Source organism: Chelatococcus sambhunathii (assembly GCF_001418005.1).
GTDB lineage: Bacteria > Pseudomonadota > Alphaproteobacteria > Rhizobiales > Beijerinckiaceae > Chelatococcus_A > Chelatococcus_A sambhunathii.
The window spans coordinates 131,904-152,751 of sequence record NZ_LIOL01000003.1; the positions used below are offsets into that span (position 1 = coordinate 131,904).

Consider the following 20,848-nt stretch of genomic DNA (forward strand, 5'->3'; position numbering starts at 1 on the left):
GCCATGAGTGAGATCGCCCGCAGCGACGCGGCTCACCGCATCGTCGTCAAGGCCCACCCCATCCGGCTCTATCTCGTCGTTTGGGGCTGGCTCTTCGTGCTGAGCGCCTTCTCCTATCTCGTAGACTACTTCCACCTCACGGGGACGCTGCGCTATTCGCTGATCCTGACCTTCATGATGCTGAAAGCGGGGCTCATCGTGGCCGTTTTCATGCACATGGCATGGGAGCGGCTCGCCCTCGTCTATGCCATCCTCGTGCCGATCGGCGCCATTCTCGCCTTCCTCGCCGCCATGGCCGTCGAGGCGGACTACACCTTGCTGACGCGGCTGGCCTTCTTCAGTGCGGGCCAGTAGGCCACCGGTCGACGGGCTCGCCGCCCCTCGGCCGGCATCCATCGCCTCTTCCCTATCGCGCCGCGCCGTCCGCCACGGCGCTTAGGATGGCGTGCGCGGCACGGACGCGGTCGGGGTTCGGATAGAACCGGTTGGCGAGGAGCACGATGCCGAGGCGCCTGCCCGGCACGACGGCGACATAGGCGCCGAAGCCGTTGGTGGACCCGGTCTTGTTGAGTAACACGTCCGGCCGTGGCAGCGCGGGCGGAACGAGCCAGGTGGCGGCCTTCCCCTTGCCGCTCGCCTGCGGTGTGTTGCCGGCGACCAGCGTCTCGAGCGACACGGGATAGTCGTATCGCTCCCAGCCGAGGCCTTGGGTCATCTCGCCGACGCGGACATAGCCCGTCTGCGTCGCGGCGATGGCCCGGCGCAGCCGCGCGTCCTGCGGCGGCGCGATGTTGGCGTCGAGGAACTTCAGGAGATCGGCCGCGCTCGTCCGCACGCCGTAGGCCGCCGCACCGAGCACGTCGAGGGAAATGCGCCGCGGCTTGCCTTCCCTCGTGTAGCCGAAGGCATAGTCTGCCATGCGCTCCGGCGGCACGCGGACATGGGTGCTCGCCATACCGAGGCTGGGCAGAATCTTGGCTTCAAGGATGTCCTCGTAGGAGCGGCCCATGCCGGCAGCGGCGAGATGGCCGAAAAGGCCGATGCTCGGGTTCGAGTAGACCCGCTGCGCTCCCGCCGGATAGGCGGGCTTCCAGCTGCGGAAGTAGGAGACCATGCTCGCCTCGTCCCTGACCTCGGGCGGGAACTGCAACGGCAGGCCCCCGGCCGTGTAGGTGGCGAGCTGCAACAGGGTGATCCTGTCGAAGCTGGAGCCGCGCAGCGCCGGCATGTAGCTGCTCGCCGGCGCCGTGAGCGAGACTTCGCCCTCCACGGCGCCCCAGGCACCCACCAGCCCCGCGAAGAGCTTGCTGACCGAGCCGACCTCGAACAGCGTCGTCTCCGTTACCGGATGCCCGCTTTCCTTCGACGCCACGCCATAGTTGAAAAAGTAATGCTTCCCGTCCACCGTGAGGCCGACGGCCATGCCGGGAACGGCATGCTCTCTCATGACCGGCTCGATGGCAACGTCGACGATGGCCTTCAGCAAGCCTCTATCCAGTTCTGCCGCACAAGCGCCCGCTGTCGCAAGAAAAATGGACGAGCACATGATGTATATGGATACGATATATTTTCTTTTCATCGGTTATGCTCCTATAAATCACATGCCTTTCTCGCAGATTAATCGCCTTTGTATGATTAATCGCGCGCAGGATAGTCGAAATACAATTCCATGACCGTCTCTCGCAAACGATAATATCTCGGGGGAGCCATTAGAAAATTTGGGGCCGCCATGGTCCGCCGCTATCTGCCACTCAATGCCTTGCGCGCCTTCGAGGCGTCGGCCCGCCACCTGAGCTTCACCAAGGCCGCCATCGAGCTGCGGGTCACGCAGGCAGCGGTGAGCCATCAGGTGAAACAGCTGGAGGCGCAGCTCGATGCGACGCTCTTTATCCGCCTGCCCCGCGGCCTGATGCTGACGAGCGAGGGCGAGACCCTGCTGCCGGTGCTGCAGGGCTCGTTCGACCGCATCGCCACGGCACTGGAGCGTTTCGAGGGCGGCGGCCGCGAGGTGCTGACCGTCGGCGCAGTCGGAACCTTCGCCGTCGGCTGGCTGCTGCCGCGGCTCGACGCCTTCCGCGCGCGCCATCCCTTCGTCGACCTGCGCCTCTCCACCAACAACAACCGCGTCGACATCGCCGCCGAGGGCCTCGACTACGCCATCCGCTTCGGCCAAGGCGCCTGGCACGGCATCGATGCCCTGCCGCTGCTGGAGGCTCCCCTGTCCGTTCTGTGCGCGCCGGAGGTCGCCCGGTGCCTGACAAAGCCGGAGGATGTGCTCGCGCACCGGCTGCTGCGCTCCTACCGCAGCGATGAATGGCCGCAATGGCTCGCCGCCGCGGGCGTCGGGGCCGGCCCGGCCGTGCCCGAGAGCGTCGTCTTCGATTCCTCCCTCGCCATGATGGAAGCCGCCCTGCAGGGTTTCGGCATCGCGCTCGCCCCGCCGCTCATGTTCGCGCGGCATCTCGAAACAGGTGCCCTGCGACAGCCCTTCCCCGTCACCGTGGCGACCGGCCGCTACTGGCTGACGCGGCTGCAGTCGCGCAGCGACACGACGGCCATGGCGACCTTCCGCAACTGGTTGCTGGATGAGATCGGCGTGGAAAGACCGGCCTCCGAATGAAAAGGGCCGGCTTGCGCCGGCCCCTCGTTCTTCGCGGCAGGTTCCTGCGGCTCCGCTCAGATCTCCTCGTCGCCCCCGAAGAAGCCATCGAAGAAGCCGCCACCCTCGTCCGCCGCTGGCTCGGGCTCCGCCTCCGGCGTCGTAGCCTCGGCAGCCTGGGCCTCGTTGCCGCCGAACATGCCGGCGATGGCATTGCCCAGCAGGACGCCGCCGGCGACACCCATGGCGGTCTGCGCCGCGCCGGCGAGGAAGCCGCCACCGCGGCCGGGCTGCATCCCCGCCGGCGGCACCGCTGCAGGCGCCACGCCGCCCGGGGCGGCCGCACTGCGCGGCATCGGCGGAACGGAACCGGCGCGGCTCGTCTGCCCGCCGCCGAAGAGGCCCGACAAGAGGCCGCCGGCCGGGCGCGACGCCTGGCGCTCCAGCTCCTCGATGCGCCGCTGCGCCTCCCGCAGGGCGTAGTCCTGCATCACGATGGTCTGGGCCATGAAATAGGGCGCCCCCGGCTGCTGCGCCATGCGCTCGCGGATGAAGCTCTCGGCCGCCTGATCCCGCGGGCCCGCCTGGCGCTCGACCTCGCCGAGGCGGGCGAACAAACCCTCGATGGCCTGCCGGTCCTGATTGTCCATTGTCACGAAGCTCCGTTGCTCGAACGAATTCAGCCTTCCCGCTCGCCGGTGAAATTCAACAGCAGCTGGAAGATGTTGACGAAATTGAGATAGAGCGAGAAAGCGCCGAAGACAGCGAGCTTCTGCTGCGATTCCGCATCGAAGTTCTCGGCATAGCGCTCCTTGATCGCCTGCGTGTCCCACGCGGTCAGGCCGACGAAGACGAGGATGCCGATGACCGAGATGGCGAACTGCAGCGCGCTCGATCCGAGGAACAGGTTGACGATGCTCGCGATGATCACGCCGATGAGGCCCATGATCAGGAACGAGCCGAACTGCGACAGGTCCCGCCGCGTCGTGTAGCCGTAGAGGCTCGTCGCGCCGAACATCGCGGCAGCGATGAAGAAGGTGCGGGCGATGCTCGTGCCGGTGAAGACGAGGAAGATCGAGGCGAGCGACAGGCCCATGACGCCGCAGAAGGCCCAGAACAGGCCCTGCGCGCCGGCCGCCGACATGGTCTGGATGCGGAAGGAGAAGAACAGAACGAAGGCGAGCGGCGCCAGCATCACCACCCACTTGAGCGGCGTCGAGAAGATCGGCACGTAGAGCGCCGGCGTCGTGCCGACGATGAAGGCGACGACGCCCGTCAGCACGAGGCCGAGGGCCATGTAGTTGTAGACGCGCAGCATGTGCTGGCGCAGGCCCTCGTCGAAGAGTGCCCGATCGACGCGGGCACCGCCCGCCTGCCAGCCGTAGCCATAGTTCGGCATGTTCATCGCTTGGTTCTCCTGGGGTGGATCAGTTGCTTGGGTTTGCACTCAGTAGAGGGCTCGGACCAGCCGGTCGGCGGCCCGGTCGAGTTCCTTGGAATCGGCGCGCGCCACGAGCGCATAGGCGACCTCGCCCATCTGCCAGTAGGCGGCGGCGAGATCGCCGTGGTGAGCGACCGTCGCCGGCACGACATCGAAGGCGCCCGGTCGCACGGCAAAGAGCGACACCGTCCCAAGCGCCTCGGTGCGGATCGCCATCTCGACGCTCGGCCCGAAGGTGGAGGGGAAGATCTGCACGTCAGCGACGGACCAGCCCTCGGGCAGGGGCGGCAGGCCGATCGCCGTCGCCGAGCGGATCTCGGCCGGGTCGTAGCGCGGTACGGCGGGCTGCGACGCCATGCCGGCGCGTACCTCGGCCGTGCGGTGTGCCTGCATGGCATCCACCACATAGGCTGGCGGGATCGCCGAGGCGACGACCTCGCCGACGCGCAGGGCACCGAACTCGGCGTGGGCGAGCCAGCCGGTCCCAACGAGGACGGCGACAGCCGCCACCTTGCGCAGCTGGCGCAGGAAACGGTCGCGCGACAGCCCCCGCTCCAGCCGCAGGGCCGCTTCGGCCGTCGCGCTGCGCCCGACATAGGGCGGCCCGGCGAGGGCCAACCGCAACTCGTCGCGGATCTTGAGGTCCGTGATCACGCGGACCGCCTCGTCCGGATGCCGGACGAGGTGCGCTTCCACCTCGATCCGGCGGGCCACGGGCAACTGGTCCTCGACATAGGCCTCGAGATCGGCCTCGGTGATCGGATCAATGGGACGGTCCATCGGATCCTCCTACGATTTTGAGGTCTGGCGCCTTGCCCCGACGGGCGCCGGCTTCCCCCTCCTCGAGTGCCCGGAGCGCCGCGCGCGCCCGGGCAAGGCGCGACATCAGCGTGCCGGAGGGAATGCCGAGGGCTTTCGCGGCTTCGGCGAAGCTCATGCCCTCGATGGCGACGAGGTGAAGCGCCGCGCGCTGCTCGTCGGGCAGGTCCATGAAGGCGCGGCGCAGCTGGGCGAGGCGCAGCTGCTGGTCCTGGACCGCCGGCTGGTGCTCGGGATGGAGATCGGCCACGAGCGCCTTGCGGCGCTCGTCCGCCCGCCGGGCCCGCTGCCCGTCCACGAAAAGGTTGTGGAGGATGGAGAACAGCCATGCGCGCAAGCCGCGGCCGGCCTCGAAGCTGCCGCGCCGCTCGTAGGCGCGCAGCAAGGTATCGTGCACGAGGTCCTCGGCAGCGACATCGTCGCGCGTCAGCGACCGCGCATAGCGGCGCAGCGCCGTGAGCTGTCCGAGGGTGTCGAAGCGGGACCGTTGCGACGTCATCAGCTCCATATACGGAGCCGCCGACCGAATTCGTCCCTTGGACGTCGAAATTTTTGCGGCCCCGCGCCCCCTACACCACGCCGGCGTCGACGATGAAGTTCTGGCCCGTGCACATGCGTGCCTCGCCCGACAGGAGGAAGACGATCATCGCCGCGACGTCCTCGGGCAGGATCTCGCCGGGCAGCGCCTGGCGCTCGGCCGCACGGGCGAGCCGCTCGGCGGTCGCGGCGGCGCGCTGACGCTCCGTCATCACCCAGCCGGGCGTGACGGCGTTGACGCGCACGCCGCCCGGCCCGAGTTCACGCGCCAGCGAGCGCGTGAAGCCGATGACGGCCGATTTCGCCGTCGTATAGGCGATGAGGTTGACCGCGCCCTGCATCCAGGAGGTGGAGGCGAGGTTGACGACCGCGCCGCGGCCGGCGCGCAGGCCCGGTGCCACCGCCTGGGTGACGAACATGAAGTGGCGCAGGTTCACGGCGAGGCGGTCGTCCCAATAGTCCGGCGTCACCTCGGTGAAGGCATGGCGCTCGTCATGGCCGGCGTTGTTGACGAGGAGCGCGACGGGGCCGGTCGCCTGCTCGCCGTCCCGGATCGCGGCAACCGTCACCGCGACGTCGCGCAGGTCCGCCCGGCGGAAGACGACGCCCGGCGCCTCGGCCACGAGCCGCTCGCCCTTGTCCGCATCGATGTCGAGCACGAGGCAGCGGGCGCCCTGGCGCGCGAGCGCCATGACGGTCGCCCGGCCGATGCCGTCCGCGCCGCCGGTGACGAGCGCGACGCGGCCGGCGAGATCAGGGTAGAGCGCGCTCATACCGCAAAAGCCGCCGTGGGCAGGCCCGGCACGGCGACCGGCAGCGCGAAGAGCCCGCCCGAGAACGGCGCCTCGGTGAGCACGCGCGAGGGCAGGCGCACGCGCGCGGAGGTGATAAAGAGTGTCTTCAGGTCGGCGCCGCCGAAGGCGACGCTCGTCGGCCGCGGCACGGGCAGGCCGACGTCCCGGTCGATCCGCCCGTCGGGCGCATAGCGGCGCACGCGCCAGCCGTCCCACAAAGCGCACCAGACGAAGCCGTCGCTGTCGACGGCAAGCCCGTCCGGCCTCCCCTCCTCGGGCGGCACCTCGGCGAAGACGCGCCGGTTCTCGACCGTGCCCGTCTCGGGATCGCAATCGAAGGCATAGATCCGGCCGGGCACGGAATCGACGAAATAGAGCGTGCGCCCGTCCGGGCTCCAGTCGAGCCCGTTGGCGGCGGTATAGCCGGAGGAGACGCGCCGCCAGGAAAGGTCCTTCTCGATGACATAGAGCGAGCCCGAGGTGCGGCTCGCGTCGAGGCGCATGCTGCCTGCCCACAGCCGCCCCCGCCGGTCGCACTTGCCGTCGTTGAAGCGGTTGTCAGGAATGTCCGCCTCGGGGTCGACGAGCGGCGTCGTCGCGCCCGTCGCGAAGTCGAGACCGACGAGGCCCGTCTGCGTGAGGGCCACGAGGCCCCCGCCACGGCGCGGCAGGAGCGCGCTGATGAGCTGCGGCAGGCGCAGTTCCTCGTTCTCGCCCGTCACCGGGTCGAAGCGGTTCGCCGAGGGAGCGAGGATGTCGACCCAGTAGAGCCGCTCGTGCCCGGCGATCCATACCGGCCCCTCGGCGAGATGGGCGCCCCACGGCAGGACGCACGCGACGGCGGGATCAGCGCCGTGGCCGGGACCGAGCTGGGAGGTGATGTTCATGGGCGCGGCGCCGACATTGCCCGAGACCTGCCGCGCCGCCGCCATGAGATCGCGGCCGAGCACGTGCAGGCGGTCGTTGGGAAGGCGCGCGCTCGGGCCGAAGACGCCCATCACCGCGATCGCCTTGCCGGTATGGTCGAAGATGGGCGCGGCGGCGGAGGAGACGCCCTCGACATGCTCGGACACCGAGATCGCATAGCCGCGGGCGCGGATCAGCGCGAGTTCCGCCGTCAGCGCCGCCTCATCGGCAATGGTATTCGCCGTGTGCCGGGTGAGCCGGATGCGGTCGAGGAGCGCCCGCTGCTCGTGCGGCGCGGCGAAGGCGAGGAGCGCCTTGCCGCCCGCCGTGCAATGGAGCGGCGCCCGGCGGCCGACCTCGATGCGAAAGCCGAAGGCGCCGCCGCGGCTGCGCTGGTCGATGTAGAGCACCTCGTCCGCATCGATGGTGGCGATGGCCACGGTCTCGGCGATCTCGTCGGCCAGGCGGTCGAGGACCGGAGCGGCCGCCCCGCGCAGGTCGAAGGATTCCCACACCCGGTGCGCCAGCTCGAAGAGCCGGTGGCCGAGACGATAGGTGCTGTCGCTCTCCTCGTGCCGCACGAGGCGGAAGAGGACGAGGGTGTTGAGCATGCGCGCCAGCGTGCCCTTGGGCAGGCCGGTCGCCGCCTGCAGGTCCTTGAACCGCGGCGGCGTCTCCGCTTCGCCGATGACCTCGAGCAGGTAGAGCCCCTTGGCGAGTGCGGCCGCGCCGGTGGGGACGTCCCGCTCCTCCGGCCTTACGACCGCTGCCGCGCGCTGCGCGCCGCGACCGCCTCGTCGATCATGCGCTCGATGGTCCATGTCGGCGTAAATCCCAGTCGTTCCCGGATCTTGCGGTTGGCCGTCCGATAGTGGATGCCCGGCCCCGGCAGGTTGACCTCGCGCAGAGGCAGGCCCGTGCGTTCGGCCATGAGCGGCAGGGCGCGCGCGAAGTCAACCGGCTCGCTCGCCCCGAGGTTGAAGACCTCCCTGGCCGCGGCCGGATGGCGCAAGGCGAGCAGGATCCCCTCCACCATGTCGCGCGTGTCGGTGATGTGCATGGCGAAGGGCCGGCCGTTCTCGTTGCGCGACAGGACGAGCGCCTCGCGCCCGTCGTCCACCGCCTCGAGCGCCGCGACCGCCGCCGCGTTGCCGAAGGCCTCCTGCTGGCGGATCTTGGGGTGCAGGAAGAAGCGCGGACCGGAGAAGAAGCTGTCGGGATCGAGCAGCTCGGCCGCATCCTGCGTGTGCGAGAAGCGCAGGATCACCGTCTCCATGGCGCCCGTGCGGCCGAGAAAGCGCACGATCTCCTCGCCGAGGAGCTTGGTGAGGCCGTAGGGCGTGCGGGGCGCAAGCGGATGGTCCTCGTCGATGGGCTGATAGGCCGGCACGTTCTCGGGATAGACCTCGCCGGACGAGGCGAAGACGAAACGCCGGCAGCCGGCGGCCGCGGCCGCCTCGGCCACCATGCGCGTGCCGGTGACGTTCGCCTCCCAGAGTCTGTCGGCATCCTCGCGCCGCCACGACATCAAGGCGCCGAGATGAAGAACGGCCTTAGCGCCCTCCGCCGCCTGCCGTGCGGCGGCCGGGTCCGAAAAGGCGCCGATGACCTCGCGGTAGCGGGGATGATCGATGCCGGCCGGGCGCAGGTCGAAGCCGACGACCGCCTCGCCTTCGTCGAGGAGGCGGCGCGCGACCCGAGATCCGATACGGCCGGCACTGCCGGTGACGACGATGCTCATCGGAGGATCCTCATGGGACGATGCTCATGGCGAAACCTCAGCGGATGGCCCGGTGCGTGTCGGCGTCGAAGACGTGCAGGCGCGCCGGGTCGAAGGACAAGGTGATGGGCTCGCCCGTGGCCACCGCGCCGGCATCGACCAGCCGGGCGATGAGGGCGTCGCCCCGGCGCTCGTCGTCGGCGCCCTTGGCGTCCGCCGGTGCGCCGCGGTTCTCGTGCGGCAGGTCGACATAGATGTATTTCTCGCTCCCCAGGCTCTCGACCAGCCGCGGCCTCACGGCGAAGGAGACGGGGCCGTGCGCCGGCCCGATGTGCTCGGGACGCAGGCCGAGGATGACCGGCCGGCCGGCGATGCCGGGCACCGCCGCGAGCGGCACCGGCAGGGAGACGTCCTGCCCGAAGAGGCTGACGCGCGCGCCGCGCTCGTCGGCGGTAACGTTGCCGAGCAGGAAGTTCATGCCGGGCGAGCCGATGAAGCCGGCGACGAAGAGATTCTCGGGCCGGGCGAACATGGTGTCGGGATCGGCGATCTGCTGGATCTCCCCGTCACGCATGATGACGATGCGGTCGGCCATCGTCATGGCCTCGATCTGGTCGTGGGTGACGTAGATGGTGGTGACGCCGAGGCGCTTGTGCAGGGCGCTGATCTCGGCGCGCATGTGCACCCTGAGCTTCGCGTCGAGGTTCGAGAGCGGCTCGTCCATGAGGAAGGCCTGCGGCTCGCGCACGATGGCGCGGCCGAGGGCGACGCGCTGGCGCTGGCCGCCGGAGAGCTCCTTCGGCCGCCGGTCGAGCAGGTGGTCGACGGCGAGGATCTTCGCCGCCTCCTTCACGCGCCGGTCGATCTCGCCCCGGTCCATGCCGCGCATCTTGAGGCCGAAGCCCATGTTGCGGGCGACGGTGAGGTGGGGATAGAGCGCGTAGTTCTGGAACACCATGGCGATGTCGCGGTCGCCGGGCGCGAGGTCCGTCACGTCCCGCTCGCCGATGAGGACGCGGCCGCCGCTCGCCTCCTCGAGGCCGGCGAGGATCTTCAGCATGGTCGACTTGCCGCAGCCCGACGGACCGACGAAGACGACGAACTCGCCGTCGGCAATGTCGAGATTGAAGTCCCTGAGCACCGTGACGGCGCCGTAGGACTTGCGGACGTTCTCGATGCGGATACCGGCCATAAATCGCTGCTCCGGATTACTTCTCCGCGCCGGCGGTCAGGCCGCCGACGAGATAGCGTTCGAGGAAGAGGTAGATGACGAGGATGGGCAGGGCGACGAAGACCGCCGCGGCCGAGATCTCGTTCCAGTCGGTGACGTATTCGCCCTTCATGGTCGTGATGCCGAGGTTGGCCGTCCAGCTCTGCTGGGCATTGGTCAGGAAGGTGCGGGCATAGGCATAGTCCGACCAGGACAGCACGAAGCCGTAGAGGGCGGTGGCCGCGAGCCCCGGCGTCGCCACGGGCAGGATGACGCGGAAGAGCGCGCCGAGCGGCGAGCAGCCGTCGACCATCGCCGCCTGCTCGAGCTCGCGCGGGATGGTGTCGAAATAGCCCTTCAGCATCCAGGTGGTGAAGGGCACGATCAGCGTCGCGTGGGCGAGCACCACCGACCAGAGGCTGCCGATGAGCCCGACAGAGCGGAAGATGCCGAAGAGCGGGATGACGAGCAGCGTCGCCGGCAGCATCTTCGCCGTGAGGATGAAGAGGCCGAGGGACTGGCCGCCGCGCACCCTGAAGCGCGACAGCGCGTAGCCGGCAAAGACCGATACTGTCATCGACAGGGCGACCGAGCCGAGCGCCGCGAGCGTCGAGTTGGTCAGCCACAGGAGCATCGGCCGCTCCTCGGCGATCCGCGAGAAGACCTGCCATTGCGGCACGTCCGGCCAGAAGCGCGGCGGCAGCGAGCGCAGGTCCGCCGGCGGCGAGATGGCCGTCACGAAGAGCCAGTAGATCGGGAACAGCAGCACGGCGCAGGTGGCGGCGACGCCGAGATAGAGCACGATGCGCGAGGACCGGAGCTTCATCGCCGCCTCCTCAGTACATGGCTTCGGCGCGGCGGCCGACCATGAGAAGGCTCGCCAGCACGCACAGGACGAGCGTGACGATGCCCACGGCCGAGGCGTAGCCCATCTTGAAGAAGCCGAAGGCCTGCTCGTAGGTCATGATCGACAGCGTCTGCGTCGCCTTGAGCGGCCCGCCGCCGGTCAGCACGTAGATGATGGAGAAGTCGCGGAACACCCACAGCATGACGAGCACGATGGTGACGCCGAGCACCGGCATCAGCGTCGGGATGGTGATGTTGGTGAAGCGCTGCCAGGCATTGGCCCCGTCCACCTTCGCCGCATTGTAGAAATCCTCCGGGATCGACTGCAGGCCGGCGAGCGCCATGATGGAGACGAAGGGATAGCCCTTCCAGATCATGGTGATCGCCACCACGGCGAAGGCGGCGTCGGGGTCCGAAAACCAGTTGATCGTCTGGCTCGTCAGCCCGAGCGTGATGAAGAGCCAGTTCATCAGCCCGAAGGAGGAATCGAAGATCCAGGCGAAGATGACGACGGCGATCACCTCCGGCACGGCCCACGGCAGGGCGACGAAGAGCCGGGCGATGCTGCGGCCGCGGAACCTGTTGTTGACCAGCAGCGCCGTCGCGAGCCCGAGCACGAAACAGGCGCCGGTGACGATGACGAGCAGCTTGAACGTCACCCAGCAGGCCATCCAGAACTCGGCCGAGGTGAAGAGGCGCTCGTAATTCGCCAGCGTGAAGGGCCGCCGCGGCTGGTCGAGCCGGGCGATGCCGACGTTCTGGAACGACAGGTCGAGCGAGATGAAGAGCGGATAGACGATGATGAGCGCGATCAGCAGCACGGCCGGCGCGAGCAGGAGATAGCCGAGCCAGTGCCGCCGGCTGGGACGCGCGAGATCGAGGCCGAAGCGGCGACGACGGCCCGGCGCGCGGGCGGCAAGCGGCTGCGCGGGGATGGACTGCGTGGACATGACGATAACCTTCTCACCGCGCCCCGGGGTGCGGGAGCCCGCCGGCGAGGCCGGCGGGCCGGTGCTCGACCTGAGGCCGTTACTGTTTCTGGATCGCCTCGGCCTTCGCCTGCATCGTCGCGGCGACGGCCTTCGGGTCGAGGTCCTGGATGATCATGCGCTGGGCCTCTTCCATGACCATCTTGGCGAATTCGTTGTACTGGATCTCGAGCCCGGTCGGGATGCGGTCGACGCCTGCCTTGGCGGCCGCCTGGGCCGCCTCGACGAGCAGGTCGAAATGCGGCGTCTCGCCCTTGGCGCCCGAGACGTCGGCCCGCGGGCTCGGTGGCGTCGAGGCGGCCATGGTGGCGTATTTCGTCTGGAAGTCGTCCGAGGTCGCGAGGGCGATGAAGTCCCACACGAGCGCCTTGCGGTCGTCGGAGATCTCGCTCGCCATGCCGAGCACGTTGGACGAGCCGCCGACCGGCGGATCGAAGGGCACCATGGCGAGCTTCAGCTTATCCTTGGCCGCCCCCTTCTGCATGATGGGATAGAGCCAGGGGCCGTCGAACTTCACGGCGATCTTGCCGTCGGCGAAGAGCTGGCGCACCTCGCCCGCCGAGAGGTCGCGCGGCGTGAGGTTATCCTTCACCACCGCCTTCCAGCGGGTGAGGCCCTCGACCATCTCCGGCGTGTCGATGGTCACCTTGCCGTTGGCGTCGGTCCAGCGCCCGCCGGCATCGAGGACATAGTTCAGCATCTCGGAGAGATACTGCCCGCCGCCGCCCTTGGTCTCGTGGCCGGTGCCGAACTGGTCGAGGATGCCGTCGCCGTTGAGATCCTTCGTGGTCTTGCGGGCCGCGGCGATGAACTCATCCCAGGTCCTGGGAACGGCGAGCCCCTCCTTCTGCAAGAGCTCCTCGTTGTAGCCCATGACGTAGCCGAAATAGAGCATCATGATGCAGACGGTGTCGCCCTGCCATTCGCAGGTCTTCTGGCCGGCCCAGCCGTCGAGGTTGAGCTTCGCCTTCTCGATCCAGGGATCGAGGTTCTCCAGCCAGCCGTTGTCGGCGAATTTCTGGAACTCGAAGGAGGCGAGATGGACGATGTCCGGCGGCGAGCCGCCGGCGAACAGCGTCGTCATCGTATCCGAATAGGCGCCGCGCTCGACCTTCGTCCACTCGATCTTGACGCCCGGGTGCTTCTCCTCGAAGGCCTTGATGAGCGCACCCCACCAGTCGCCGACGCCCCGCTCGTCCTTCTGCCAGGAGACGAATTTCAGGGTCGTGTCGGCCGCGGCGGGGACGATGGTGCCGGTCGCCAGAAGGGCGCCGGCCGCCGCGGCAAGGCCCAGGGCTTTCAGTCTCTTCGTCAGATGCATGGCTTCCTCCCGTGGTCGCCTTGGGTCTGTTTCTTATGATCGCAACAGGTCGAGTGCCTCGCTGGACGGCTCGACGCCGAGCCCCGGCCCCGTCGGCAGGGTGTAGAACCCGTCCGCGCAGTCCATGTCGCCGGTGAGCAGGCGGCGGTTGGGCTCGAAGATGGAATGCTGGAACTCGTGGCAGTCGACGGCGGCGAGCGCCGCGCTCGCGTGCAGGCTCGCCGCGAGGAACAGCCCGATGCCGATGGTCGCGTGGGGAATGACCTTGAGGTGATGCGCCTCAGCATAGCCGCCGATGCGCATGAACTCGGTCACGCCGGTGTGGCCCATCTCCGGCTGGACGATGCCGCAGGCCCGGCGCTCGACGCGCGGCACGAGATCAAAGACCGTGCGCCACTCCTCGCCGGCCGCGATCGTCGTCGACACCTGCGCGGCGACGCGGGCGAGACCGGCAACGTCCTCCGTATGCACCGGCGCCTCGGCGAACCACAGGTCGTGCGGCTCCATGGCCCGGATGAGGCGGATCGCCTCCTCCGCCGTATGGGCCCAGTGCATGTCGCAGGCGATGCGCGCCTCCTCGCCGAGGCGCTCGCGCAGCGTCGCCATTTCCCTCGCCAGGCCATCGTCGGCGACCGGCGCGGCGAACTTGAAGGAGGAAAATCCCCTCTTCTGCCAATGCGCGGCGAGATCCGCACGGGCGGCGCGCGTTCGCTCCGGCAGGCCGGAGACATAGGCCGGGATGCGCTCGCGCCGCTGGCCGCCGAGCAGCTTGACGAGGGGCAGGCCGGCGAGCTTGCCGGCAAGGTCCCACAGCGCGATGTCGATGGCGGCGAGCGCATCGAGATAGAAGCCGCCGGTATAGCCGCGCACGCGCATGAGGTCGTAGAGGTCGTCGTGGATGACGGCCGCGTCGAGCGGGTCGCGTCCGACGACGAAGGGACCGAGCAGGTCTTCCACCAGCGCCAGCACCGTGCCCGGCGCGACGATGCCGTAGGTCTCGCCCCAGCCGACGGCCCCGCCCGTCGTCTCGATGCGCAGGACGACGCTGCGATCGACGGTGGGATAGACCGTGCGGTTGCCCTTGCGCACGATGTAGCCGCGCGCATTCACTTCCTCCCCGGGCCGCAGCGCGCCGAGATAGGGCGTCTCCCGCGGCAGGGTGATGGTGTGGGCGGTGACGGATGCGACGCGCTCTGCCATCAGCGTGCTCCCACGGCTTCGGCTGCCGCCGGCGGCATGACGGTGAGGAGATCCGCGACCTCGTCGAACCAGCCGTCGATATCGGCCGTGCTCCACGGATCGAGCTCCGGCGTCGGCGCGCGCACCTCGGCGTTGTGGAGGACGCCGCGCCGCCTCAGCACGTGTTTCGTCAGGCGCATGCGGTAGAGCGCCTGCAGGGCGAGGAGCGGCAGGCTGCGCATGTAGAGCGCGCGGGCGCGGGCGCGGTCCCCCGCCTGCCAGGCACGGTCGAGCGCCACGTGCAGGTCGGCGAGTTCCAGCGCCGGCATGGCGCCGCAGGCGCCGCGGGCATATTCGTCGAGGATGTAGCGCGCTCCGCCGCCGCCGATGACGCCGGCGAGATGCGCCGGCGCTTCGGCGAGGATCGCGGTGATGGCCGGACCGGAGGGCAGCGTCTCCTCCTTGACCCAGCGCACCGCCGGCACATCCCGCACGACCGCGAGGATCGTTCGCGGGTCGAGATCCGAGCCGCGCGGGGCCGGCGCGTTCTGCAGGACGATCTCGGGGCCCGGCACTGCCTCGGCGACGCCGCGAAAGAAGGCGGTGACCGCCTCGCGGTCCGCGCCGATGCCCCGCGGCGCCTGGATCATCACGCTGCCGACGCCGGCAGCCAGCGCATCCCGGCAATGGGCGATCGTCTCTTCGAGCGAAGCTGCGCTCGCCCCCGCGACGACCGGGACGTGCCCTGCAACGGCATCGACGACAACGGCAAGGAGACGCCGCCGCTCCTCGCCGGAGAGGCTCTCCACCTCGCTGGCGAAGCCCGGGAAGACGACCCCGTCCACCCCGCTCCGCAGCGCGAAGGCGACGAGGCGGCGCATGGCGGCTTCGTCGATGGCGCCATCAGGCCGGAACGGCGTCGGCAGGACAGGCAGGATACCCCTCAGCACAGCGCTACTCCCTTTGATCCATATATTGGATCATTTGTTGCTTATTGTGGATCATATGTCCGGGTGCTAAGCAGTGTCAACCAAGAGAGACGGGAGGAGGTCCTGGAATGGGCGCTGACGCCGCGAAACGTGAGCCGAAGAGTGAACCCAACGTCGTCCTCGATTGGGGACCGGCGCAATTCCGCGCCCTGCTGATCGGCCCGGACGGAGAAGAGAGTGAGCGCATCGAGACGCCGCAAGGTATCCAGTCGATGGTGGACGGCGATTTCTCCGGGCTCCTTGCGCGCACCCTCACACCGTGGCGGCAACGACGTGGCCCCTTGTCCATTGTCGCCGCCGGCATGATCGGCAGCCGCAACGGCTGGTTGGAGATGCCCTACGTGCCGACGCCGGCGAGTCCGGCGGATCTCGCGGCCGCGGCACGGCGCCTCGAACTCGAAGGGGGCGACACCGTCACTTTCCTGCCCGGGCTCACCCATCGGGCGGCCCGGCCCTATCCGGATGTGATGCGGGGCGAGGAGACACAACTCGTCGGCTTCGGCCTCGGGCGTGACATGACCGTCGTCCTGCCGGGCACCCACGCCAAATGGGCGCGCATCGCCGGGGGGCGCATCGAACGCTTCCAGACCTTCGTGACCGGCGAGATCTTCGCGACCCTGTCGCGCCACTCCTTCCTCGCCAAGGTCGCGGCGCGGCCCGCCGTCCCCGACCGCCAGGCTTTCGCGCGCGGCCTCGCCGCAGCGCGCGACGCGCAGCCGGACGCCGGCGGTCTCCTGACCCGCCTCTTTTCCGTCCGCACGGGGTGGCTCGCCGGAAAGATCACGCCGGGCGAGATGGTCGACTACCTCTCCGGCCTCGTCATCGGCTGGGAATTCGTCGAGGCCGAGCGCGGCGGCTGGTGCAGGGCCGGTGACACGGTCGCCGTCGTCGGCGACGACGACCTCGTCGATCTCTACCGCCGCGCCGCCGAGGCGAGCGGGCTCGCGGTCGTCATGGGTCCCGAGGACGCCGCCGTGCGCGGGGCGCTCGCCATCACCGCGCTTGTGTGATCTAGCCGCGGCCCGGCCGGCGCCCGCCCGACAGGGCGATGACGGCGATGATGATGAGGCCGGTGAGGATGAGGCGGACGCCGGCCCCGACGCCGAAGGTGTTGAGCATGGTCACGAGCAGGTAGAGAAACAGTGACGCGCCCCAGATGCCCGGCACGTTGGAGAAGCCGCCGGCGACCGAGGTGCCCCCGATGACGACGACCGCAATGGAGGCGAGCAGGAACTCCTCGCCCATGTTGAGCGAGGCCCCGCCCGAAAAGCCGGCGAGCAGCGCCCCGCAGAAGCTCGCGAAGACGGCGCTGAGGACATAGGTGGCGAAGCGCACGCGCGCGACGCGGATGCCGGCGAGCCCCGCCGCCCGCGCATTCTGCCCGATGGCGAGCACCGAGCGGCCGTAGACCGTGCGGCGCAGCACGAGTGCCATCGCCGCCGCGACCAGGATGGCGATGATGGCGAGGATCGGCACGCCGAGAACGCGCCCCGTCGCAAGCTCGGCGAAGATCGGCGGCGGCTTGATGCGCAGGCCGCGGCCATAGGCGATCGCCGTCGACTGCACGAGGAAGCTCGCCGACAGCGTCGCGATGATGGGCGGGATGGAGAGGATGCGGATCAGCGCGAAATTGAAGCAGCCGATGGCGAGCCCAACGGCGGCGACGGCGGCGAGCCCCGGCACGATCATCGCGTTGCTGCCGTCCATCACCTTCATGGCCACGGCCCCGGCGAGCGCGATATTGGCGGGGATCGACAGGTCGACATTGCCGGGTCCCGTCGTGATGACGAACATCTGGCCGATGCCGACGATGACGTAGAAGGTGGCGAAGGTGAGCGCCGCCGTCAGCACGTCGCCGCCGCCCTTGCCGCTGGTGAAGGCGGTCGTCGCGAGGAAGATGAGGCCCGCGCCGACGAAGGACCACAGCCAGGGCCGCTCAGCGGACCAGTCGGCGAGGCGGGAGAAGGCGCTTTGCCGCATCAGCGCCTCCGCTCGAGCCGGTTGACGAGGGCGCGCAGCGCCAGGACGACGATGAGGATGGCGCCCTGGGCGCCGATCTGCCAGTCGGGCGAGATGCGCAGGAAGGACAGGAGTGAGCCCGCGAGCGTCAGCGTCATGGCGCCGAGGACCGCGCCGACGGGCGAGACGCGCCCGCCGACGAACTCGCCCCCGCCGAGGATGACGCCGGCGATGGACAGGAGCGTGTAGCGGATGGCGATGTTGGCGTCCGCCGAGGTGGTGAGGCCGACGAGCGACAGGCCGCTGAGGACGCCGAAGAAGCCGGCGAGCGCGAACATCGTCACCTTGGTGCGCAGCAACGACCAGCCGGCCCGCGCCACCGCCACCGGATTGCCGCCCGCCCCGCGCAGGATCGCCCCCCAGGCCGAGCGCATGAGGCCGACATGGACGACGAGCGCCAGGGCGGCGCTGACGAGGATGGCGAACGGCACCAGGGGCGTCCTGACCTTCACGAGCGCCGCGAGCCAGGCCGGCGCGCTGCCGCCCGGCGAAGGCAGGAGCAGCACCGAGCAGCCCAGCCAGAAGAAGGACATGCCGAGCGTGACCACGATCGACGGCAGGTTGCGCAGGTGGATCAGCGCGCCGACGAGGGCATAGACGACGACCGCGCCGAGGAGCACCGCGACCCCGAGAAGCGGGGTCGCATTGAGCCAGGTGGCGCCGACGCAGGCGACGAAGCTGACGAAGGCGCCGATGGAGAGATCGAGGTCGTTGACCGTGATGACGCAGAGCTGCGCGATGGTCGCGAAGGCGATCGGCATCGCGAGGTTCAGCATCAGGTTGAAGCCGAAATAGCTGATGGCCCGCGGCTGCACGAACCAGATGGCGACGAGGAGCGCCGCGAGCGACAGGGCTGGCAGCGCCGCCCTGACGAGGCGCGGCGAAGGCATCAGAGCGTTCATGCCGCCTCCTCGGCGAAGGACGACTGCAGCACCCGTTCTTCCGTGATCTCGTTGGCGGCCAGTTCGGCGACGATGGCGCCGGCGCGGAAGACGTAGACGCGGTCGCAGTGGCGCAATTCGTCGAACTCCGTCGTGTACCAGAGGAAGGTGCGCCCGCGCGCCGCCTCCGCCCGGATCATGCCGTAGACTTCCTGCTTGGTGCCGACATCGACACCGCGCATGGGATCGTCCATCAGCACGATGCCGGCATCAGAGGCGAGCGCCCGCGCGAACAGCGCCTTCTGCTGGTTGCCGCCGGAGAGCGAGAGGATGCCGTTGCCCATGTCGGGCGTGCGGATGGCGATACGCTGGCGCCATTCCTCGGCCATGCGCGCCTCCGCCGCAGGGTCGATGAGCCCGAACCGGCGCAGGCCCCCGAGGGACCGTATCGTGATGTTCTCCGCGATGCTCCACAGCGGGAACACGCCATCCGACTGGCGGTCGCCGGCGACGAAGGCGACCGCGCCGGCAACGCGCGCGTGCGGCTCGCGCCCCTGAGCCGCGGCATTGATGCGCACGAGAAGATCGGTCTGGCCGTGGCCGGCAAGCCCGGCGAGGCCGACGATCTCACCCCGGCGCGCGCGAAGGCTCCGCCCGTCCGCCTGCCGCGCGGGACGCGCCTCGACCACGACCTCGCCCGCCGGCTGCGCCGCCGCCGCCCGCTTTTCATCCTCCCGTGCCGCGACGGAGCCCATGGCGGCGACGAGGCTATCGCGCGTGAAGTCGCGGGCAGGGCGGGTCTCGACGACGCGTCCGTCCTTCATGACCACGACACGGTCGCTGGTCGCGAGAATTTCGCCGAGCAGGTGCGAGATGAGGATGACGCTGCCGCCCCGGGCGACGAAGCGGCGCACGAAGGCCATGAGCTGCTCGGCCACCACCTGGTCGAGCGAGGAGGTCGGTTCGTCGAGGATGACGAGGCGCAGCGGCTCGTCGGTGACGAGGAAGGCGCGGGCGATCTCCACCATCTGCCGACGGGCGATGGAAAGGTCCGCCACCACGTCCGCCGGATCGATGCCGTGGCGCGGGAAGATGTCGTCGAGCATGGCCGCCATGGCCGCGCCGGCGCGCTTGCGCCAGCCGAAGCCCCGGAAGGCGCGGTGCATGACGCGGGCGTTCTCGGCCACCGTCAGGTTGGGGCACAGCGACAGTTCCTGGAAAACGCAGACGACGCCGTGTGCCCGGGCCGCAGCCACGCCGGCGCTCGCGGTGATGTCGTCGCCCGCGACCACGAGCCGACCCTCGTCGGCGGCGAGCGTACCGGCGAGCACCTGCATCAATGTCGACTTGCCGGCCCCATTGTGGCCGACGAGGCCAAGGCATTCGCCAGCCCGCACGTCGAGGTCGACGCCGGCGAGCGCGCGCACGGCGCCGAAACTCTTGCGCACACCCTCGAGCTGCACGATGGCAGAAGCCGACGGAGCGTCCATGGACCTGTCCCGTTCGATGCCCGCGGAAGAGACGGGAAGCCGCCCGGCCTTGTCCGCCGGACGGCTCCGATCGAGGCCGTTTCGGTCTACTTGCCAGCGACGACGGCCTTGGCCTCGTCAAGCGTATATTCCTTGTTGGCGACACCACCCGGCTCGGTCGCCTCGAGAGAGGCCTCGAGGTTGTCCTGGTCGATGCGCAGGAAGGGCACCACGAGGTCCTTCGGCACGTCCTGGCCGTCGAGGATCTGCTGGGCCACCCAGAAGGCGAGCGTCGACACGCCCGGGGCGATCGAGACCGACATGGTCTCGTAGCCGTTCGCGTCCTTCTGCTGCTTCCACCAAGTCAACTCGTCATGGCGGTTGCCCATGATGATGATCGGCGTCGGGCGCCCGGCCGCCTTGAAGGCCTCGGCCGCGCCGTAGCCATCGCCGCCTTGCGTCACGACGGCAGCGATCTCAGGCAGGCTCGGCAGGATGCCCGCCACCGCCTTCTGTGCGACGGTTTGCGCCCAATCGCCATTGACGGAGCCAACGACCTTGAACTTCGGATGCTTGGCGACGCCCGCGACGATCCCCGAATGGATCTCCTCGTCCACAGAGACGCCGGCGAGGCCCCGGATCTCGAGCAGATTGCCGCCGTCGGGCAGGCGCTCGGCGAGATAGTCGAGTTGGTCCGACCCCATCTTCTTGAAATCGACCGCAATGCGCCAAGCGCAAGGCTCGGTGACGATGCCGTCGAAGGAGACGACGACGATACCCGCATCGCAAGCCTCCTTCACCGCGCCGTTGAGCGCCGTGGGCGAGGCCGCGTTGACGACAATGGCATCATAGCCCTGGAGGACGAGGTTCTGGATCTGCGCCGCCTGCTCCGTCGCCTGGTTCTCGGCGGTGGTGAAGGCGTCCGCGGCCGCCACCACCTTGTCGGCCACGGCCTGGGAGGTGACCTTCTGCCAGCTCTTCAGCATGGCCTGACGCCAGGAATTGCCGGCGTAGTTGTTGGACAGGGCGATCTTCTTGTCCGCCGTATCGGCGAGGGCCTGCGGCGCGGCGAGAAGCCCAAGCGTGGCCGAGGCAAGCAGCAACCTTGCGATTTTCATCGTTTCACTCC

The 20,848-nt window shown here is 69.3% G+C and carries 21 protein-coding genes; 3 read left to right on the forward strand and 18 right to left on the reverse strand.

What is annotated here, in order from left to right; genetic code table 11:
* The first annotated feature begins 3 nt into the window (after positions 1–3).
* The gene (locus tag ASC46_RS07180; protein ID WP_055458617.1) at positions 4–354 is read left to right on the forward strand and encodes a cytochrome C oxidase subunit IV family protein; all 351 of its coding nucleotides are present in this window, start codon (positions 4–6) and stop codon (positions 352–354) included.
* A 52-nt stretch (positions 355–406) separates the two neighbouring features.
* On the opposite strand, the gene ampC is transcribed toward ASC46_RS07180, so the two are convergent.
* Positions 407–1,579, reverse strand: coding sequence for a class C beta-lactamase (ampC, locus tag ASC46_RS07185; RefSeq protein ID WP_055458618.1), 1,173 nt, complete (start codon positions 1,577–1,579; stop codon positions 407–409).
* Positions 1,580–1,729: 150 nt separating this feature from the next.
* Here ampC and ASC46_RS07190 point away from each other — a divergent pair, with 150 nt between their 5' ends.
* Positions 1,730–2,620: a LysR family transcriptional regulator gene (locus tag ASC46_RS07190; RefSeq protein WP_055458619.1), complete on the forward strand. Its 891-nt coding sequence runs from the start codon at positions 1,730–1,732 to the stop codon at positions 2,618–2,620.
* 56 nt (positions 2,621–2,676) lie between these two features.
* Here the strand turns inward: ASC46_RS07190 and ASC46_RS07195 are convergent, their stop codons facing one another.
* From ASC46_RS07195 to ASC46_RS07255, 13 genes are all read right to left on the reverse strand, one after another.
* A complete protein-coding gene (locus ASC46_RS07195) occupies positions 2,677–3,249 on the reverse strand; it encodes a DUF2076 domain-containing protein (RefSeq protein ID WP_055458620.1) in 573 nt (190 codons plus the stop codon).
* A gap of 29 nt (positions 3,250–3,278) precedes the next feature.
* Positions 3,279–4,004 (reverse strand): Bax inhibitor-1/YccA family protein, encoded by a 726-nt coding sequence (locus ASC46_RS07200; RefSeq protein WP_019400518.1) that lies wholly within the window; start codon positions 4,002–4,004, stop codon positions 3,279–3,281.
* A 42-nt stretch (positions 4,005–4,046) separates the two neighbouring features.
* On the reverse strand, positions 4,047–4,820 hold the full coding sequence (locus ASC46_RS07205) for an anti-sigma factor family protein (protein WP_055458621.1): 774 nt from the start codon (positions 4,818–4,820) through the stop codon (positions 4,047–4,049).
* Positions 4,804–5,358 (reverse strand): sigma-70 family RNA polymerase sigma factor, encoded by a 555-nt coding sequence (locus ASC46_RS07210; protein WP_055458956.1) that lies wholly within the window; start codon positions 5,356–5,358, stop codon positions 4,804–4,806. Before ASC46_RS07210 ends, ASC46_RS07205 begins: the two co-directional genes overlap by 17 nt.
* 70 nt (positions 5,359–5,428) lie before the next feature.
* Positions 5,429–6,169, reverse strand: a complete 741-nt coding sequence (locus ASC46_RS07215) for an SDR family NAD(P)-dependent oxidoreductase (RefSeq protein ID WP_055458622.1) — start codon at positions 6,167–6,169, stop codon at positions 5,429–5,431.
* On the reverse strand, positions 6,166–7,917 hold the full coding sequence (locus tag ASC46_RS07220) for an SMP-30/gluconolactonase/LRE family protein (protein ID WP_055458623.1): 1,752 nt from the start codon (positions 7,915–7,917) through the stop codon (positions 6,166–6,168). The genes ASC46_RS07215 and ASC46_RS07220 overlap by 4 nt, the downstream gene beginning before the upstream one ends.
* On the reverse strand, positions 7,854–8,837 hold the full coding sequence (locus ASC46_RS07225) for an NAD-dependent epimerase/dehydratase family protein (protein ID WP_055458624.1): 984 nt from the start codon (positions 8,835–8,837) through the stop codon (positions 7,854–7,856). Before ASC46_RS07225 ends, ASC46_RS07220 begins: the two co-directional genes overlap by 64 nt.
* Before the next feature lie 37 nt (positions 8,838–8,874).
* Entirely contained in the window at positions 8,875–10,008 is a 1,134-nt protein-coding gene (locus ASC46_RS07230; protein ID WP_055458625.1) for an ABC transporter ATP-binding protein, read from the reverse strand.
* Between the two features lie 16 nt (positions 10,009–10,024).
* Positions 10,025–10,852 carry a carbohydrate ABC transporter permease gene (locus ASC46_RS07235; protein WP_055458626.1) on the reverse strand — a complete coding sequence of 276 codons (828 nt, stop codon included), beginning with the start codon at positions 10,850–10,852 and terminating at the stop codon, positions 10,025–10,027.
* 10 nt (positions 10,853–10,862) lie between these two features.
* Positions 10,863–11,822: a carbohydrate ABC transporter permease gene (locus tag ASC46_RS07240; protein WP_019400526.1), complete on the reverse strand. Its 960-nt coding sequence runs from the start codon at positions 11,820–11,822 to the stop codon at positions 10,863–10,865.
* Between the two features lie 79 nt (positions 11,823–11,901).
* A complete protein-coding gene (locus ASC46_RS07245) occupies positions 11,902–13,164 on the reverse strand; it encodes an ABC transporter substrate-binding protein (protein WP_186438086.1) in 1,263 nt (420 codons plus the stop codon).
* A gap of 51 nt (positions 13,165–13,215) precedes the next feature.
* Positions 13,216–14,382, reverse strand: coding sequence for a mandelate racemase/muconate lactonizing enzyme family protein (locus tag ASC46_RS07250; protein WP_055458628.1), 1,167 nt, complete (start codon positions 14,380–14,382; stop codon positions 13,216–13,218).
* The gene (locus ASC46_RS07255; protein WP_055458629.1) at positions 14,382–15,311 is read right to left on the reverse strand and encodes a dihydrodipicolinate synthase family protein; all 930 of its coding nucleotides are present in this window, start codon (positions 15,309–15,311) and stop codon (positions 14,382–14,384) included. The genes ASC46_RS07250 and ASC46_RS07255 overlap by 1 nt, the downstream gene beginning before the upstream one ends.
* 107 nt (positions 15,312–15,418) lie before the next feature.
* On the opposite strand from ASC46_RS07255, the gene ASC46_RS07260 reads away from it, so the two are divergent.
* Complete coding sequence (locus tag ASC46_RS07260; RefSeq protein ID WP_055458630.1) at positions 15,419–16,360, forward strand: 2-dehydro-3-deoxygalactonokinase; 942 nt, start codon at positions 15,419–15,421, stop codon at positions 16,358–16,360.
* 1 nt (position 16,361) lies between these two features.
* On the opposite strand, the gene ASC46_RS07265 is transcribed toward ASC46_RS07260, so the two are convergent.
* The 4 genes from ASC46_RS07265 to ASC46_RS07280 form a co-directional block, all read right to left on the reverse strand.
* Complete coding sequence (locus ASC46_RS07265; RefSeq protein WP_055458631.1) at positions 16,362–17,330, reverse strand: ABC transporter permease; 969 nt, start codon at positions 17,328–17,330, stop codon at positions 16,362–16,364.
* Positions 17,330–18,271: an ABC transporter permease gene (locus tag ASC46_RS07270; RefSeq protein WP_055458632.1), complete on the reverse strand. Its 942-nt coding sequence runs from the start codon at positions 18,269–18,271 to the stop codon at positions 17,330–17,332. The genes ASC46_RS07265 and ASC46_RS07270 overlap by 1 nt, the downstream gene beginning before the upstream one ends.
* Positions 18,268–19,740, reverse strand: a complete 1,473-nt coding sequence (locus ASC46_RS07275; protein ID WP_055458633.1) for a sugar ABC transporter ATP-binding protein — start codon at positions 19,738–19,740, stop codon at positions 18,268–18,270. The genes ASC46_RS07270 and ASC46_RS07275 overlap by 4 nt, the downstream gene beginning before the upstream one ends.
* A gap of 86 nt (positions 19,741–19,826) precedes the next feature.
* On the reverse strand, positions 19,827–20,837 hold the full coding sequence (locus ASC46_RS07280; RefSeq protein WP_055458634.1) for an ABC transporter substrate-binding protein: 1,011 nt from the start codon (positions 20,835–20,837) through the stop codon (positions 19,827–19,829).
* Positions 20,838–20,848: the final 11 nt, after the last annotated feature.